The organism is Streptomyces cellostaticus (assembly GCF_023630175.1).
Classification (GTDB): domain Bacteria; phylum Actinomycetota; class Actinomycetes; order Streptomycetales; family Streptomycetaceae; genus Streptomyces; species Streptomyces cellostaticus_A.
Genome location: NZ_JALLIN010000045.1, coordinates 1 through 15845 on the forward strand (window position 1 = coordinate 1; position 15845 = coordinate 15845).

Annotated in this window: 13 protein-coding genes, 1 pseudogene and 1 riboswitch; of the genes and pseudogenes, 11 read left to right on the forward strand and 3 right to left on the reverse strand. The window is 71.0% G+C overall.

The window, feature by feature from the left end; genetic code table 11:
• The first annotated feature begins 112 nt into the window (after positions 1 to 112).
• The 10 genes and pseudogenes from MXD57_RS24960 to MXD57_RS25005 all read left to right on the forward strand — a co-directional run bounded on the left by MXD57_RS24960 (position 113) and on the right by MXD57_RS25005 (position 10577).
• The gene (locus tag MXD57_RS24960) at positions 113 to 721 is read left to right on the forward strand and encodes a CDP-alcohol phosphatidyltransferase family protein (RefSeq protein WP_250404225.1); all 609 of its coding nucleotides are present in this window, start codon (positions 113 to 115) and stop codon (positions 719 to 721) included.
• A gap of 114 nt (positions 722 to 835) precedes the next feature.
• Positions 836 to 3331, forward strand: a complete 2496-nt coding sequence (locus MXD57_RS24965; protein ID WP_250404227.1) for a mannose-1-phosphate guanyltransferase — start codon at positions 836 to 838, stop codon at positions 3329 to 3331.
• 120 nt (positions 3332 to 3451) lie between these two features.
• Complete coding sequence (locus tag MXD57_RS24970; protein ID WP_250404229.1) at positions 3452 to 4375, forward strand: DUF881 domain-containing protein; 924 nt, start codon at positions 3452 to 3454, stop codon at positions 4373 to 4375.
• Positions 4372 to 4704: a small basic family protein gene (locus MXD57_RS24975; protein ID WP_006134295.1), complete on the forward strand. Its 333-nt coding sequence runs from the start codon at positions 4372 to 4374 to the stop codon at positions 4702 to 4704. Before MXD57_RS24970 ends, MXD57_RS24975 begins: the two co-directional genes overlap by 4 nt.
• Positions 4705 to 4709: 5 nt before the next feature.
• Positions 4710 to 5624 carry a DUF881 domain-containing protein gene (locus tag MXD57_RS24980; protein WP_250404231.1) on the forward strand — a complete coding sequence of 305 codons (915 nt, stop codon included), beginning with the start codon at positions 4710 to 4712 and terminating at the stop codon, positions 5622 to 5624.
• Between the two features lie 190 nt (positions 5625 to 5814).
• Positions 5815 to 6645 carry an FHA domain-containing protein gene (locus MXD57_RS24985; RefSeq protein WP_250404233.1) on the forward strand — a complete coding sequence of 277 codons (831 nt, stop codon included), beginning with the start codon at positions 5815 to 5817 and terminating at the stop codon, positions 6643 to 6645.
• 40 nt (positions 6646 to 6685) lie between these two features.
• Positions 6686 to 7420: a transcriptional regulator FtsR gene (gene ftsR / locus MXD57_RS24990; protein WP_250404235.1), complete on the forward strand. Its 735-nt coding sequence runs from the start codon at positions 6686 to 6688 to the stop codon at positions 7418 to 7420.
• Positions 7421 to 7506: 86 nt separating this feature from the next.
• A complete protein-coding gene (locus tag MXD57_RS24995; RefSeq protein WP_190897230.1) occupies positions 7507 to 7980 on the forward strand; it encodes a bifunctional nuclease family protein in 474 nt (157 codons plus the stop codon).
• A 248-nt stretch (positions 7981 to 8228) separates the two neighbouring features.
• Entirely contained in the window at positions 8229 to 8912 is a 684-nt protein-coding gene (locus tag MXD57_RS25000; protein WP_250404236.1) for a MerR family transcriptional regulator, read from the forward strand.
• Between the two features lie 89 nt (positions 8913 to 9001).
• Positions 9002 to 10577 (forward strand): annotated as a pseudogene (locus MXD57_RS25005) (DNA polymerase IV).
• On the opposite strand, the gene MXD57_RS25010 reads toward MXD57_RS25005, so the two are convergent.
• On the reverse strand, positions 10499 to 10870 hold the full coding sequence (locus tag MXD57_RS25010) for a PRC-barrel domain-containing protein (RefSeq protein WP_250404240.1): 372 nt from the start codon (positions 10868 to 10870) through the stop codon (positions 10499 to 10501). The pseudogene MXD57_RS25005 and the gene MXD57_RS25010 overlap by 79 nt on opposite strands.
• A 119-nt stretch (positions 10871 to 10989) precedes the next feature.
• A riboswitch (glycine riboswitch) is annotated at positions 10990 to 11085 on the forward strand.
• A gap of 174 nt (positions 11086 to 11259) precedes the next feature.
• On the opposite strand from MXD57_RS25010, the gene gcvP reads away from it, so the two are divergent.
• Positions 11260 to 14145, forward strand: coding sequence for an aminomethyl-transferring glycine dehydrogenase (gcvP, locus tag MXD57_RS25015; RefSeq protein WP_250404241.1), 2886 nt, complete (start codon positions 11260 to 11262; stop codon positions 14143 to 14145).
• A 58-nt stretch (positions 14146 to 14203) separates the two neighbouring features.
• Here the strand turns inward: gcvP and MXD57_RS25020 are convergent, their stop codons facing one another.
• Both MXD57_RS25020 and MXD57_RS25025 read right to left on the reverse strand, forming a co-directional pair.
• Entirely contained in the window at positions 14204 to 14623 is a 420-nt protein-coding gene (locus MXD57_RS25020) for a TOBE domain-containing protein (RefSeq protein WP_250404243.1), read from the reverse strand.
• Positions 14624 to 14651: 28 nt separating this feature from the next.
• Entirely contained in the window at positions 14652 to 15827 is a 1176-nt protein-coding gene (locus tag MXD57_RS25025) for an ABC transporter ATP-binding protein (protein ID WP_374114750.1), read from the reverse strand.
• Between the last annotated feature and the right edge of the window lie 18 nt (positions 15828 to 15845).

Sequence of the window (15845 nt, forward strand, 5' to 3'; positions counted from 1 at the left end):
TCCTTTTACAGCTCCGGCTCTTGGGCACCACTGCCCGAGAGCCGGAGCTTTTTTGCGTTGGGGTAGGGTCGGGGAGCATCGTTTCGCTCCTTACCGCACAGGAGGCCCCCGGGTGGAGGTCCAGGAGACCCGTGTCCAGACGGACCGGGTGCTCACCATCCCCAACATCCTCAGCATGGCTCGGCTCGCCGGCGTCCCGCTCTTCCTGTGGCTCATCCTCAGGCCTGAGTTCGGCGGCCCCAAGAGCGACGGCTGGGCCCTTCTTGTGCTCGCACTGAGCGGGATCAGCGACTACCTCGACGGAAAGCTCGCCAGGCGCTGGAACCAGATCAGCAACCTCGGCCGGCTGCTCGACCCCGCGGCCGACCGGCTCTACGTTCTCTCGACGCTGCTCGGCCTCACCTGGCGTGGGATCCTCCCGCTCTGGCTGACCGGCCTTCTGCTCGCACGAGAGCTCGTCCTGCTCGTGATGGTCGGCATCCTGCGCCGACACGGCTATCCGCCGCCCCAGGTGAACTTCCTCGGGAAGGCAGCCACCTTCAACCTGATGTACGCGTTCCCGCTCCTGCTGCTCAGCGACGGAAACGGTTGGATCGCGTCACTGGCCGCTGTTTTCGGATGGGCGTTCGCAGGTTGGGGTACAACCCTCTACTGGTGGGCAGGAGTGCTCTACGTGGTGCAAGTCCGCCGCCTCGTCCGCGCGGACGCCACGGCCGATTGAGCACCGCCGATTGTCCGGACAAAGTGGTCCGATGGCCCGCCGCGCCGAAGTGCGGGACAATCTGGACGGGTGAAGTCGGCTAGACCGTCGTCTCTTTAGGAGGACGCTTCCGACATGAAGGCCGTCGTGATGGCCGGTGGCGAAGGCACTCGCCTTCGCCCTATGACCTCCAGCATGCCCAAGCCGCTCCTGCCCGTGGCCAATCGCCCGATCATGGAGCATGTGCTGAGGCTGCTCAAAAGGCATGGGCTCAACGAGACCGTTGTCACCGTGCAGTTCCTGGCATCGCTCGTCAAGAACTACTTCGGCGACGGCGAAGAGCTCGGAATGGAGCTCACCTATGCCAACGAGGAGAAGCCGCTCGGTACCGCCGGAAGCGTCAAGAACGCCGAAGAGGCGTTGAAGGACGACGCCTTCCTCGTCATCTCCGGCGACGCCCTGACCGACTTCGACCTCACCGACCTGATCAATTTCCACAAGGAGAAGGGCGCACTGGTCACCGTCTGCCTGACCCGGGTGCCCAATCCGCTGGAGTTCGGCATCACCATCGTCGACGAGGAGGGCAAGGTCGAGCGTTTCCTCGAGAAGCCGACCTGGGGGCAGGTCTTCTCCGACACGGTGAACACGGGCATCTACGTCATGGAGCCCGAGGTCTTCGACTACGTCGAGGCCGATGTCTCCGTCGACTGGTCCGGTGACGTCTTCCCTCAGCTGATGAAGGAGGGCAAGCCGATCTACGGCTATGTCGCCGAGGGCTACTGGGAGGACGTCGGTACCCACGAGAGCTACGTCAAGGCGCAGGCCGACGTCCTCGAGGGCAAGGTCGACGTCGACGTCGACGGCTTCGAGATCTCCCCGGGCGTCTGGGTGGCCGAGGGAGCCGAGGTGCACCCCGACGCGGTGCTCCGCGGGCCGCTCTACATCGGCGACTACGCCAAGGTGGAGGCCGGTGCCGAAATCCGCGAGCACACCGTCGTGGGTTCCAACGTCGTCGTCAAGAGCGGTGCCTTCCTGCACCGGGCAGTCGTCCACGACAACGTGTACGTCGGCCAGCACAGTAATCTGCGCGGCTGTGTCGTCGGCAAGAACACCGACATCATGCGAGCCGCCCGGATCGAGGACGGCGCGGTCATCGGTGACGAGTGCCTGATCGGTGAAGAATCGATCGTTCAGGGTAATGTGCGGGTCTACCCGTTCAAGACCATCGAGGCCGGCGCGTTCGTCAACACCTCGGTGATCTGGGAGTCGCGGGGACAGGCCAACCTGTTCGGCGCCCGTGGCGTCTCGGGCATCCTCAACGTGGAGATCACACCCGAGCTGGCCGTGCGGCTCGCCGGCGCCTACGCGACCACGTTGAAGAAGGGCTCCACGGTCACCACGGCCCGTGACCACTCCCGAGGCGCCCGCGCACTCAAGCGCGCGGTGATCTCCGCGCTGCAGGCCAGCGCCATCGACGTACGGGACCTGGAGAACGTCCCGCTGCCCGTGGCCCGGCAGCAGACCGCGCGCGGCAGTGCGGGCGGCATCATGATCCGGACCTCGCCGGGTGTGCCGGACTCCGTCGACATCATGTTCTTCGACGGGCAGGGCGCGGACCTCTCGCAGGGCGGCCAGCGGAAGCTGGACCGCGTGTTCGCGCGGCAGGAGTACCGTCGCGCGTTCCCCGGCGAGATCGGCGACCTGTACTTCCCGGCGAGCGTCTTCGACTCGTACACCGGTTCGCTGCTGCGGAACGTCGACATCACCGGCATAGCGGAGTCGGGCCTCAAGGTCGTCGTGGACGCGTCCAACGGCAGCGCCGGTCTCGTGCTGCCCAGCCTCCTCGGCAAGCTCGGCGTGGACTCGCTGACGATCAACCCCGGTCTCGACGAGTCCCGGCCCACGGAGACCGAGGAGATTCGGCGCAAGGGCCTGGTGCGTCTCGGGGAGATCGTGGCGTCCTCCGGGGCCGCGTTCGGCGTGCGGTTCGACCCCGTCGGCGAGCGGTTGTCGCTCGTGGACGAGAAGGGCCGGATCATCGAGGACGACCGGGCGCTGCTGGTCATGCTGGACCTGGTGGCCGCGGAGCGGCGCAGCGGCCGGGTGGCGCTGCCGGTGACCACGACCAGGATCGCCGAACAGGTGGCCGCCTACCACGGCACCCAGGTCGAGTGGACCACCACCTCTCCCGACGATCTCACGCGGGTGGGACGCGAGGAGGGCACCATCTTCGGTGGTGACGGCAAGGGCGGATTCATCGTCCCCGAGTTCAGCAGCGTCTACGACGGCACGGCGGCCTTCGTACGGCTGATCGGGCTGGTGGCCCGCACACAGCTCACGCTGAGCCAGATCGACGCGCGGATTCCGCGGGCACACGTCCTGAAGCGGGACCTGGCGACCCCGTGGGCCGTCAAGGGCCTCGTCATGCGGCGGGTCGTCGAGGCGGCCGGGGACCGCTCCGTCGACACGACCGACGGTGTGCGGGTCGTGGAGAGCGACGGGCGCTGGGTGATGGTGCTGCCCGACCCGGCCGAGGCCGTCACCCATCTGTGGGCCGAGGGGCCGGACGACGCCTCGGCCCAGGCCCTGCTGGACGAGTGGGCGGCCGTGGTGGACAGCGCCGGGCGGTAGGACCGGCAGCGTGCTGAGCGGCGGAAGCCGCCGCACGCGCGTACCGGACAGGTCTCCTCGACGAGGCCTGTCCGGTACGCCGGTGGGGCCATTCGGAGGTACTGCTCGCGACATGCGACGATGTGCGGCATGCCGCAGCAATCCCCCGTTCGGAGCAGCCTCCCCCCGCGGTCGTCGCGCCCCGACGCGTCCATGTCGTTGATCACCAACGTCATGGACCACAGTCTCGACGACGGCTACGCGGAGGCCGCCGCCCGGCGGGCGGCGCAGGGTGAGGACGGAGGGCTGCCCAAGACGCTCAGGGCGAAGCTGGGCCTGGCGGCGGGCCTGGTCCTCGCCGCACTGGTGGTCACCGTGGGAGCGGCGCAGGCGAGGATCGCGGCACCCGTGGTGGCCAAGGAGCGCCAGGAGCTGATCGACCGCATCGACCTGGAGACCGCGGACGCGGACCGGCTCGAGAGCGACGTCGACAAGCTGCGTGACGACGTCGACCGGCGCCGGCGGGCGGCACTGCGCCGCAGCGGCGGCGGCTCCGAGGCCGATCTGGTGGGCGTGCTGTCGGGCGCGACCGCGGTGCACGGCCCCGGCGTCAAGCTGGTCGTCGACGACGCCAAGGCGGCCAGTGCGGGCGGCGACGGCTCCAATCCGCGCGAGACCTCCGGCTTCTCCGACACCGGACGGGTGCGCGACCGGGACATGCAGCGCGTGGTCAACGGACTGTGGGCCTCCGGGGCCGAGGCCGTGTCCATCAACGGGCAGCGGCTGACGGCCCTGTCCGCGATCAGGGCCGCCGGTGACGCGATACTGGTCGACAACAGGCCGCTGGTGCCGCCGTACACGGTGCTGGCGGTGGGGGACGGGCAGAGGCTGAGCACCCGGTTCCAGGACAGCGCCGACGGGCTGTACCTGCACGCCCTGGAGGAGAACTTCGGCATCAGGGCCACCATCTCCACCGAGGGCGACGTCCGCCTGCCCTCCGCACCGAGTGTGATCGTACGCACAGCACAGCCGAACGCCGAGAAGACTGAGAAGGGCACATCGTGATCGCCGTACTGGGCCTCATCGTGGGAGTCGTGGCCGGCCTGTTGGTCCGGCCGGAGGTTCCGGCGGTCGTCGAGCCTTATCTTCCGATCGCCGTGGTGGCCGCGCTGGACGCGGTGTTCGGCGGTCTTCGGGCCATGCTCGACGGCATCTTCGACGACAAGGTCTTCGTGGTGTCGTTCCTGTCGAACGTGGTCGTGGCCGCGCTGATCGTGTTCCTGGGCGACAAGCTGGGCGTCGGGGCGCAGTTGTCCACCGGTGTCGTGGTCGTCCTCGGTATCCGTATCTTCTCCAACGCCGCCGCGATCCGGCGACACGTCTTCCGGGCTTGAGAGCGATGAGCAACCAGGACGAGCAGCCGGAGAACAGGCTGCGCAAGGAACTGCCCGAAGAGGTCCCGTCCCCGCCCCCGGCCGCCGAGCCGGAGCGGCCCCACGCCGAGCCGGAGCGGCCTCCCGCGGAGCCGCAGCGGGTGTCCGCGGAACCGGAGCGGGCGCCCGCCGAAGGAGCCGAGGGCGCCGAGCCGCCGCTCACCGGCCGGCAGCGGCTGGTCCAGGGCGTCTGGCCGCCGCGGGTCACCCGGGCCCAACTCATCGTCGCGGTCCTGCTGTTCGGCCTCGGTTTCGGGCTGGCCGTGCAGGTCGCGTCGAACAGCGACAGCGACAGCGCGCTGCGCGGGGCGCGCCAGGAGGATCTCGTCCGCATCCTCGATGAACTGGACGACCGTACTCAGCGTCTTGAGGACGAGAAGCAGGGACTCGAGAAACAGCGCCAGGAGCTGCAGAGCAGCTCCGACCAGGCCGCCGAGGCGCGCAGGCAGACGGCCGAGAAGGAGAAGCAACTCGGCATCCTGGCGGGCACCGTGGCGGCGCAGGGTCCCGGCATCACCATGACGATCGACGACACGAAGGGGACGGTCAAGGCCGACATGCTGCTCGACGCGGTCCAGGAGCTGCGCGCGGCCGGCGCGGAGGCGATCCAGGTCAACGGCGTGCGCGTGGTCGCGAGCACCTACTTCACCGATTCGGGCAAGAGTGTGGGCGTCGACGGGAACAAGATCGATCAGCCGTATCGTTTCAAGGTCATCGGCAAGTCGCAGGACCTCGAACCGGCTCTGAACATTCCGGGAGGCGTGGTGCAGACCCTGGAGAAGGAGCAGGCCACGGTGACCGTCGAGCGGGTGGACAAGATCGTCGTGGACGCCTTGCGACAGGTGAAGCAGCCTGACTACGCTCGGTCGTCCTCCCGGTGAACCGGCGGGGCATGCGGGGCGTCCGGCAGGGGCATGAGGTTGCGGGGGGTCGGCGCACCGAAGAAGTGGCGTGTGGTGGAAACTGTCTGGTGGATACGGACGTTGTGAGGATGTCCGGGTCGACCGGTGTAGGCAATCAGGGTTCGTCCTGCCCCACGGGCGGGTCTGTTTCGGTCAAGGGGAATCGCCCGTGAAGTTGTTTGCGAAGTTGTTCGGCAAGAGCGCGCGAGAGGACGGCGACAACGCGACCGCTCGTCATCGCGCACAGCCTGACGCAGAGGGCCGGCGCCCGCTGTTCCGGGACCAGGTCGCTGGTCCGGGCGGTGACATTTCCGGAGGCCAGGGCGCGGCGTCTGTTGACCCTGCCCAGTCCGGCGGCATAGGTTTCGGGCAACCGTCAACCTCAAGTGCGGGTGGAGGGTTCGCCTCCGACCCCTATGCGTCCGACGCCCCCGCGGGGCAGCCGCGGCAGGAGGATCCGTCCATGTCCGTCCTGGTGTGCACGAGGTGCGGTAACCGCAACGCGGAGAACGCGCGCTTCTGCTCCAACTGCGGTGCGCCGCTGCGGCCCGGCGTGGCGCCGGAGCGTGCCTCGGAGACCACGTCCACGATCTCCATCTCCGGCATCGAGGCCTACGACGCCGAGGTGACGGGGCAGACGCAGGTGCCGATGCTCTCGCCCGAGGCGCAGGCCGCGGTCGACGCGCTGCCCCTGGGGTCGGCGCTGCTGGTGGTGCGCCGCGGACCGAACTCGGGCAGCCGCTTCCTGCTGGACAGCGACCTGACCACGGCCGGCCGGCACCCGCAGAGCGACATCTTCCTGGACGACGTCACGGTCTCCCGCCGGCACGTGGAGTTCCGGCGCTCCCCGGACGGCTCGTTCACGGTGGCCGACGTGGGGAGCCTGAACGGCACCTACGTCAACCGCGAGCGGATCGACCAGGTGCCTCTGTCGAACGGTGACGAGGTGCAGATCGGCAAGTACCGGCTGGTCTTCTACGCGAGCCGGCAGGGCATCTGACCCCCCTGGACTCCGTCCGGGGGGAACCCAGGGAAGGTCCATGCTGCACACACCGAGCGGCGGTGCCCGAAGCGGTACCGCCGCCACGGACGGACTGATGAGCATCGGCGCGGTGCTGAACGCGCTGCGTGACGAGTTTCCCGAAGTCACCATCTCCAAGATCCGCTTCCTGGAGTCCGAGGGGCTCGTCGAGCCGCAGCGGACGCCGTCGGGCTACCGCAAGTTCGGCCCCGGGGACGTCGATCGCCTCGCGCACGTCCTGAGGATGCAGCGGGACCACTACCTGCCGCTCAGGGTGATCCGTGAACACCTGGACGCCATGGAGCGCGGTGAGGCCGTGCAGCTTCCCCTGGTGGGGCGCCAGCGCACCGGGGAGGAGCCGCCGGAGCCGTCCGGGGCGCCCACGGTGGCCCGGATCGGTCGGGCCGAGCTGCTGGCGGCGGCGGGCATCGGCGAGGACGACCTGGCGGAGTGGCAGTCGTACGGTCTCATCGCTCCCCTGGAGGACGGGGTGTACGACGCGGCGGCCGTCACCGTGGCCTCCCTCGTCGCCGAGCTGGGCCGGTTCGGGATCGAGCCGCGCCATCTACGGGTGATGAAGGCCGCCGCCGATCGGGAGGCGGGCCTGGTGGACCAGGTCGTGGCCCCCTTGAAGCGCCATCGCAACCCGCAGACCAGGGCCCATGCCGAGGCCCGTGCCAAGGAGCTGGCGGCGCTCACGATGCGGCTGCACGCGGCGCTGGTGCAGACCGCTCTGGGCGTCCGCCTGCCCTGAACGCGGGGGTGCGCCGGGCGGCCGGATCGGGCACCTGTTCCCGGCCCGACTACCCAAAGGTCCCGACCACGGCCTAGGGTTGCTGTGTGAACGAGCTCGATGTCGTAGGTGTCCGGGTCGAGATGCCCTCCAACCAACCGATCGTGCTCCTGCGCGAAGTGGGGGGCGACCGCTACCTCCCCATCTGGATCGGGCCGGGGGAGGCGACGGCGATCGCCTTCGCCCAGCAGGGCATGGCCCCCGCGCGACCGCTGACCCACGACCTGTTCAAGGACGTGCTGGAGGCCGTCGGCCAGGAGCTGACCGAAGTGCGCATCACGGACCTGCGTGACGGCGTCTTCTACGCGGAGCTGGTCTTCGCCAGCGGGGTCGAGGTGAGTGCGCGTCCCTCCGACGCCATAGCGCTGGCCCTGCGCACCGGGACGCCGATCTACGGCAGTGACACGGTGCTGGACGACGCGGGCATCGCGATCCCGGACGAGCAGGAGGACGAGGTGGAGAAGTTCCGCGAGTTCCTCGACCAGATCTCGCCGGAGGACTTCGGTACCAGCAGCCAGTGAGCCGAGGCGGTTCGGCGGCCCGGGGGCGGTGACCCGCGGGCCCGGTTCGGGGTCGTGGCAATTGCCGGCGGCCATCCAGAGCGTCATGCCGTCCTCCGCGAGAGCATTCGGCTAGCCTTTCCCCGCGGTGGGGCACGAGAAACCACTCTTAGGGTGATTATCACCCGGCGTGGCGAGTGTGGCGATCGTTGACGCACCCCTGGTGACTGCCTACCGTCGAGAAGGCAGTTCAAGGACGGAGGGTCGGCGTGAGGACGAGCGGCGACGGCGCGGCTGGGGGTGCCCCCGGACGCGGTTTCGGGGAGAGCGGTCCGTACCCTCCCCAGAGTTCCCAGCCGCGTTCCGGCGGGCGGTACGCATATCCCGGCGGCGCGGTCGACCCCGCCCCACAGCGGCCGGCGGCGGTGCCGAACGGCGGAGGGGTGGCGTCCATGGCGTCCGAGGAGATCGGTTACCGGGGTCCCACGGCCTGCGCGGCCGCCGGCATCACCTACCGGCAACTGGACTACTGGGCCCGCACCGGACTGGTGGAGCCGAGCGTGCGGGCCGCCTACGGGTCGGGCACCCAGCGCCTCTACAGCTTCCGGGACGTGGTCGTCCTGAAGATCGTCAAGCGGTTCCTGGACACCGGGGTCTCGCTGCAGAACATCCGCACGGCCGTGCAGCACCTCCGGGAACGCGGTTTCCAGGACCTGGAGCGCATGACGCTCATGAGCGACGGTGCCACGGTGTACGAGTGCACCTCGCCGGACGAGGTGCACGCCCTGCTCCAGGGCGGCCAGGGCGTCTTCGGGATCGCCGTCGGCGTGGTCTGGCGGGACGTGGAGAGCGCGCTCTCCCAACTGCACGGGGAGCGGGTCGACACGGGGGAGACCCTGGTCGGGCACAACCCGGCGGACGAGCTGGCGCGGCGACGCAACCGGGCCGTGTGACCGCGCCCCACTGAGCCCCACCGCACCGGCGGACCGCCGCCCACGCCGTGACCCGCGCGTTGTCAGTGGTGTGGTGCAGCATCGGAGATGTGAGAAACGCGCCCACGATCCTGCATCTCGACATGGATGCCTTCTACGCGTCGGTGGAGCAGGCGTCCAAGCCGAGCCTGCGGGGCAGGGCCGTGATCGTGGGCGGCCTCGGACCGCGCGGCGTGGTGGCCACCGCCTCGTACGAGGCCCGGGTGTTCGGGGTGCACTCGGCGATGCCGATGGCCCAGGCGCGCCGGCTGGCACCGAACGCCGCGTACCTGGTGCCGCGCTTCGGTCTCTACCGGTCCGTGAGCGAGCAGGTGATGGCGCTGCTGCGCGAGCTGTCACCGTTGGTCGAGCCGCTGAGCCTGGACGAGGCGTTCGTCGACCTGGAGGCCCGGGGGGCGGCCCGGGACGCGGATTCGGCGCGCCGGGTGGGGGTGAGGCTGCGCGCCGACATCCGGGCGGTCACCGGGCTCACCGGGTCGGTGGGACTCGCCGCGTCCAAGATGCTCGCGAAGATCGCCTCGGAGGAGGCGAAGCCCGACGGACTCTTCCTGGTCGAACCCGGCACCGAGCGCTCGCTGCTGGGGCCGATGCCGGTGCGGACCCTGCCCGGGGTGGGGCCGGCCACCGGGGACCATCTGCGGCGGGCGGGGATCACGACGGTCGAGGAACTGGCCGAGGCCGGCGAGGACGAACTGGTACGGCTGCTCGGCAAGGCGCACGGGCACGCGCTGCACGCGATGGCGCTGGCGCGCGACGACCGGCCCGTGGTCTCCGAGCGGGAGGCCAAGTCGGTGTCGGTCGAGGACACCTACGACGTGGACATCCACGATCGGCTGCGGGTCGGTCTCGAGGTCCGGCGACTGGCCGACCGGTGCGTGGGCAGGCTGCGGGGGGCCGGGCTGTCGGGGCGGACCATCGTGCTGAAGGTCCGCAGGTACGACTTCTCCACGCTGACCAGGTCCGAGACGCTCAGGGGGCCCACGGACGATCCCGCGGTGATCCGGGAGGCGGCCGGGCGGCTGCTGGACTCCGTGGACACCACGGGCGGGGTGCGGCTGCTCGGTGTGGGCGTCACCGGGCTCGCGGACTACACCCAGGAGGACCTGTTCGCCCAGGCGGCGCAGTCCCCCGAGACGGTACCGGTGCCGCAGGAGGGCGTGGCCGAGACCGTTCCGGAGCCGGATGAGCCCGGCGGGCGGCAGTGGCGTGCCGGGCAGGACGTGCGGCACGAGGCGTGGGGCCACGGCTGGGTGCAGGGCAGTGGCCTGGGCCGGGTGACCGTGCGCTTCGAGACACCTCGGTCGCGGCCGGGGCGGGTACGGACGTTCGGCGTCGAGGACCCCGCGCTGGCGCCGGCCGACCCGCTGCCGCTGGTGCAGGATCCGGATCCGCCGGGGCGGGCGCCGCGGGCGGATCCGCCGCCGAGGGCGCCCGGTGGTGGCGTCGACGCCGATCGGTAGCGGACGCCCGCGATCCGCCGGATGCGGGCTCCGGCGGAGCTCCCGAGGTTGTCCCGCCCTCCGGCGCGGCCGCCCGCGGAAGTGGGCTCAGGGCTCCTCCGTACCCGCCAGCTTGCCGAAGTCGTGGTCCGCGAGCGGGGCGGGCGCCGCCACGTCCAGGCCGTAGTGGTGGTAGAGCTGGAGCTCCTGTTCGGGGGAGAGGTGGCGGCCCACACCGAAGTCGGGTGCGTCCTTGATGAGCGCGCGGTCGAAGGGGACCCGCAGGGCGCCCTCGACGATCTCGCTGGGCTCCAGGGGGACGAACGCGTCCCGGGAGAACAGACCGGTGCGTATGGCCGCCCACTCCGGCACCCCGGTGGCGTCGTCGAGGTACACCTCGTCGATGGTGCCGATCTTGGTGCCGGTGCGGTCGAACGCCTTGCGGCCGATCAGGTTGCGCGGATCGATGTCGGTCTGCACGGTCGCTCTCCCTCCACTTGGTCGCAACTCATCCGTAAGCACTACGAAAGAGCACAATCAGGGAGGCGGCCACTCGAAGGCCCGGCCGTTGACCTCGCTGGTACGCTGACAGCGGCTGCTGACCCCGTGCGGGAGAGTCCTCCGACCACCCTCGGAGGCGCCGAAGGAGCAAATCCTCCCCGGAATCTCTCAGGCCCACGTACCGCACGGACGAGGTCACTCTGGAAAGCAGGGCGGATGTCGACGGCGTCCACCCTCACCGACGGTGAAAGCCGGCGCCCCCGGGCCGCCGGTGAAGCTCTCAGGTCGAGATGACAGAGGGGGAGGCCGTCGGGGTATCCGTACCGGGGTGCCCCTCGAAGGTCGCGTCAGACCAGGAGGCCTCCGCAATGACCGCCCATCGCACCCCGCTCTCCGAGCTCGAAGCGGGCATCCCCTTCGAGCAGCGCCACATCGGGCCCGACCAGGAGGCGCGGGCCAAGATGCTCGCGCACGTCGGCTACGGATCGCTCGACGAGCTGACCGCCGCCGCGGTCCCGGACGTGATCAAGAACGCCGACGCCCTGGACCTGCCGGGCGCCCGTACCGAGGCCGAGGTGCTCGCCGAACTGCGCTCGCTCGCCGACCGCAACCAGGTCCTCGGCTCCATGATCGGCCTCGGCTACTACGGCACCTTCACCCCGCCGGTGGTCCTGCGCAACGTCATGGAGAACCCGGCCTGGTACACGGCCTACACGCCGTACCAGCCGGAGATCTCCCAGGGCCGGCTCGAGGCCCTGCTCAACTTCCAGACCATGGTCGCCGAGCTCACCGGGCTGCCGACGTCCGGCGCCTCCCTGCTCGACGAGGGCACCGCCGCCGCCGAGGCCATGGCGCTGTCGCGGCGCATGGGCAGGAACAAGAAGGGCCTGTTCCTGATCGACGCGGACGCCCTGCCGCAGACCATCGCCGTCATCGAGACGCGCGCCGAGCCGACCGGGGTCGAGGTCGTCGTCGCGGACCTCGCCGACGGCATCCCGGCGGAGATCGCCGAGCGCGAGATCAACGGCGTGCTGGTCCAGTACCCGGGTGCCTCCGGCGCCGTCCGCGACCTCAAGCCGCTGATCGACCAGGCGCACGAGCTGGGAGCCCTCGTCACGGTCGCGGCCGACCTGCTCGCGCTCACCCTGCTGACCTCGCCGGGCGAACTGGGAGCGGACATCGCCGTCGGCACCACCCAGCGCTTCGGTGTGCCGATGGGCTTCGGCGGGCCGCACGCCGGCTACATGGCGGTGCACGAGAAGTTCGCACGCAGCCTGCCCGGCCGGCTGGTCGGTGTGTCCGTCGACGCCGACGGGCACAAGGCGTACCGCCTGGCACTGCAGACCCGCGAGCAGCACATCCGCCGGGAGAAGGCCACCAGCAACATCTGCACCGCCCAGGTGCTGCTCGCCGTGATGGCCGGCATGTACGCCGTCTACCACGGCCCCGAGGGACTGCGGACCATCGCCCGCCGCACCCACCGCTACGCCACGATCCTCGCCGAGGGCCTGAGGGCGGGCGGTGTCGAGATCGTCCACGGCGCCTACTTCGACACCCTCACCGCGCGCGTGCCCGGCGGGGCCGCCGAGGTCGCGGCCGCCGCCCGGGCGGGCGGCGTCAACCTGCGTCTCGTCGACGCCGATCTCGTCTCCCTGGCCTGCGACGAGACCACCAACCGGGCCCAGGTGGAGGCCGTCTTCGCCGCCTTCGGCGTCGAGGGCGACATCGAGGCGCTGGACGCGGCGGCCGGCGAGGCCCTGCCCCGCACCCTGCTGCGCACCGACGACTACCTCACCCACCCGGTCTTCCACGAGCACCGCTCCGAGACCGCGATGCTGCGGTACCTGCGCCGGCTCGCCGACCGTGACTACGCGCTGGACCGCGGCATGATCCCGCTGGGCTCCTGCACCATGAAGCTCAACGCGACCACCGAGATGGAGCCGGTCACCTGGCCCGAGTTCGGTCAACTGCACCCCTTCGTGCCCGCCGAGCAGGCCGAGGGCTACCTCACGCTCATCCGTGAGCTGGAGGAACGTCTCGCCGAGGTCACCGGCTACGACAAGGTCTCGCTGCAGCCGAACGCCGGTTCGCAGGGCGAGCTGGCCGGTCTGCTCGCCGTGCGCGGCTACCACCGCGCCAACGGCGACGAGCAGCGCACCGTCTGCCTCATCCCCTCCTCCGCGCACGGCACCAACGCGGCCAGCGCCGTGATGGCCGGCATGAAGGTCGTCGTCGTCAAGACCGCCGAGGACGGTGAGATCGACGTCGCCGACCTGCGGGCGAAGATCGAGCAGTACCGCGACGAGCTGGCCGTGCTGATGATCACCTATCCGTCGACGCACGGTGTGTTCGAGGAGCACGTCGCCGACATCTGCGCCCAGGTCCACGACGCGGGCGGGCAGGTGTACGTCGACGGCGCCAACCTCAACGCGCTGGTGGGCCTCGCCAAGCCGGGCCACTTCGGCGGCGACGTCTCGCACCTGAACCTGCACAAGACCTTCTGCATCCCGCACGGCGGCGGCGGTCCCGGTGTCGGCCCGGTGGCCGTCCGCTCGCACCTCGCGCCGTACCTGCCGAACCACCCGCTGCAGCCGGCGGCCGGTCCCGGGACCGGCGTCGGCCCGATCTCGGCCGCGCCCTGGGGCAGCGCGGGCATCCTGCCCATCTCGTGGGCGTACGTGCGCCTCATGGGCGGCGAGGGACTCAAGCGCGCCACCCAGGTCGCCGTGCTCTCCGCCAACTACGTCGCCAAGCGCCTCGAGCCGCATTACCCGGTGCTCTACAACGGCCCCGGCGGCCTGGTGGCGCACGAGTGCATCATCGACCTGCGTCCGCTGACCAGGACGACCGGCGTGAGCGTCGACGACGTCGCCAAGCGGCTCATCGACTACGGCTTCCACGCGCCGACCATGTCCTTCCCGGTGGCCGGCACGCTGATGATCGAGCCCACCGAGTCCGAGGACCTGGCGGAGCTGGACCGGTTCTGCGACGCGATGATCGCCATCCGCGCGGAGATCGAGAAGGTCGGCTCCGGCCAGTGGCCGGCGCAGGACAACCCGCTGCGCAACGCGCCGCACACCGCGCGGGCGCTCGGCGCGGACTGGGACCACGCGTACAGCCGCGAGGAGGCCGTCTTCCCGGGCGGCGTGGCCGTCACGGACAAGTACTGGCCGCCGGTCCGCCGCATCGACCAGGCCTTCGGCGACCGCAACCTGGTGTGCTCCTGCCCGCCCCTGGACGCGTACGAGGACTGAGCGCGTCGTACGGGTGAGCCCCGCCCGCAAGCCGGGCGGGGCTCACCCGTCCTGGTGCTCAGGCCACGGCGAGCGACACCTCGGTCGCCTTGATCAGGGCGACCACGTCGGAGCCGACGAAGAGGCCCAGGTCCTCGGCCGCGTCCCTGGTGATCACGGCGGTCAGTTCGCCGCCGGGCACGGAGATCTTCACGGAGGCCATGACCGCGCCCCGGGTGAGCCGGGTGATCGCACCGGGCAGCCGGTTGCGGATGGACAGGCCCTCGAGCCTGCTCGTCGCCAGCGAGACCTCGGTGGACTTCACCAGGGCGCGGACGGCGGTGCCGGGAGCGAGGCCGAGCTGCCCGGCGGCCTCCTGGGTGATGGCGGCGGTCAGCTCCTGGCCGCCGTCCAGCCGCACCTTGACGATCGCCATGACCTCGCCCGGGTGGACCTCGGTCACGTTGCCGGGGAGCTGGTTGCGGATGCTCAGTGTCATGAGCACCCACCGTAGAGCGCCCGCCCGGTCAGGCCGGGTATGCGTGGGTCTGCGTCGCCTTCACTGTCGCCCAGACCGATGCACCCGGATGCAGGCCGAGCTCGGCGGCGGCCACGGTGGTGAGGTCGGCGGCGAGGGGGAGTTCGCCGGTGAGGTCGGCGCGGATCTGGTCACCGTGGGTCTCCAGGCCCGCCACCTCGCAGCGCCACAGGTTGCGGGCGCTGGCACCGGTGGGCCGGTCCCGGAAGAGGGTGACGGCGGCCGGCGGGAAGGCCACGAAGACAGGGCCGGACAGGTCCTCCGTGGTCGTCACCGAGGGGCCCGCGTCCAGCCGTACGGTGTGTCCCCCGGCCTGTCCGCGGTAGAGGTTGAGACCGACGAGCCGGGCGATGTAGTCGGTGCGCGGCCGGCGGGCGATCTCCGCGGGGGTGCCCTGCTGAACGACGTGGCCGTGCTCGACGACCACCAGCCGGTCCGCGAGCACCATGGCGTCCAGCGGGTCGTGCGTGACCAGCACGGCGACCGCCTCGAACTCGGCCAGGTGGCGGCGGAGCCGGGCCCGGACCTCCAGCCGGGTGCGGGCGTCCAGCGCGGCGAGTGGTTCGTCCAGGAGCAGCAGCCGGGGCCGGGTGGCCAGGGCGCGGGCCAGCGCGACGCGCTGGGCCTGGCCGCCGGACAGGCGGCGGGGCTTGGTCCCGGCGTGCCCGGCGAGCCCCATGTGCTCCAGCCAGGCCGCCGCCTGCGCACGCGCCTCGGCCTTGCCGGCGCCTCGGCAGCGGGGCCCGAACGCCACGTTGTCGAGGGCGGACAGGTGCGGGAAGAGCAGATAGTCCTGGAAGACGACGCCGACCGGGCGGGACTCGGGCGGGGTGTGCTCCAGCGAGGCGCCGTCCAGTCGCAGATGGCCGCCGGTGAGCGGGAGCAGCCCGGCGAGGGCGCGCAGGGCGGTGGTCTTGCCCGCGCCGTTCGGACCCAGCAGCGCGATGACCTCGCCGGGGGCCGCGGCCAGCGCCACGTCGAGCCGGAAGTCCCCCCGGCCCACGATGAGCCGGGCGTCGAGTCCCTGCTCGCCGACGGTCTTCGGGCCGGTTCCGACCGGTGCGCCGCTCCCGGCCACGGGGGCCCGGCCCGCCGCGGCCACCCGCGCGGGGCCGGCCCCCGTGACCACCTCGCCCTCCACGCGCGCCCCGCCCGCCTTCCGCATCCGGTCCCGCCTCGTCAT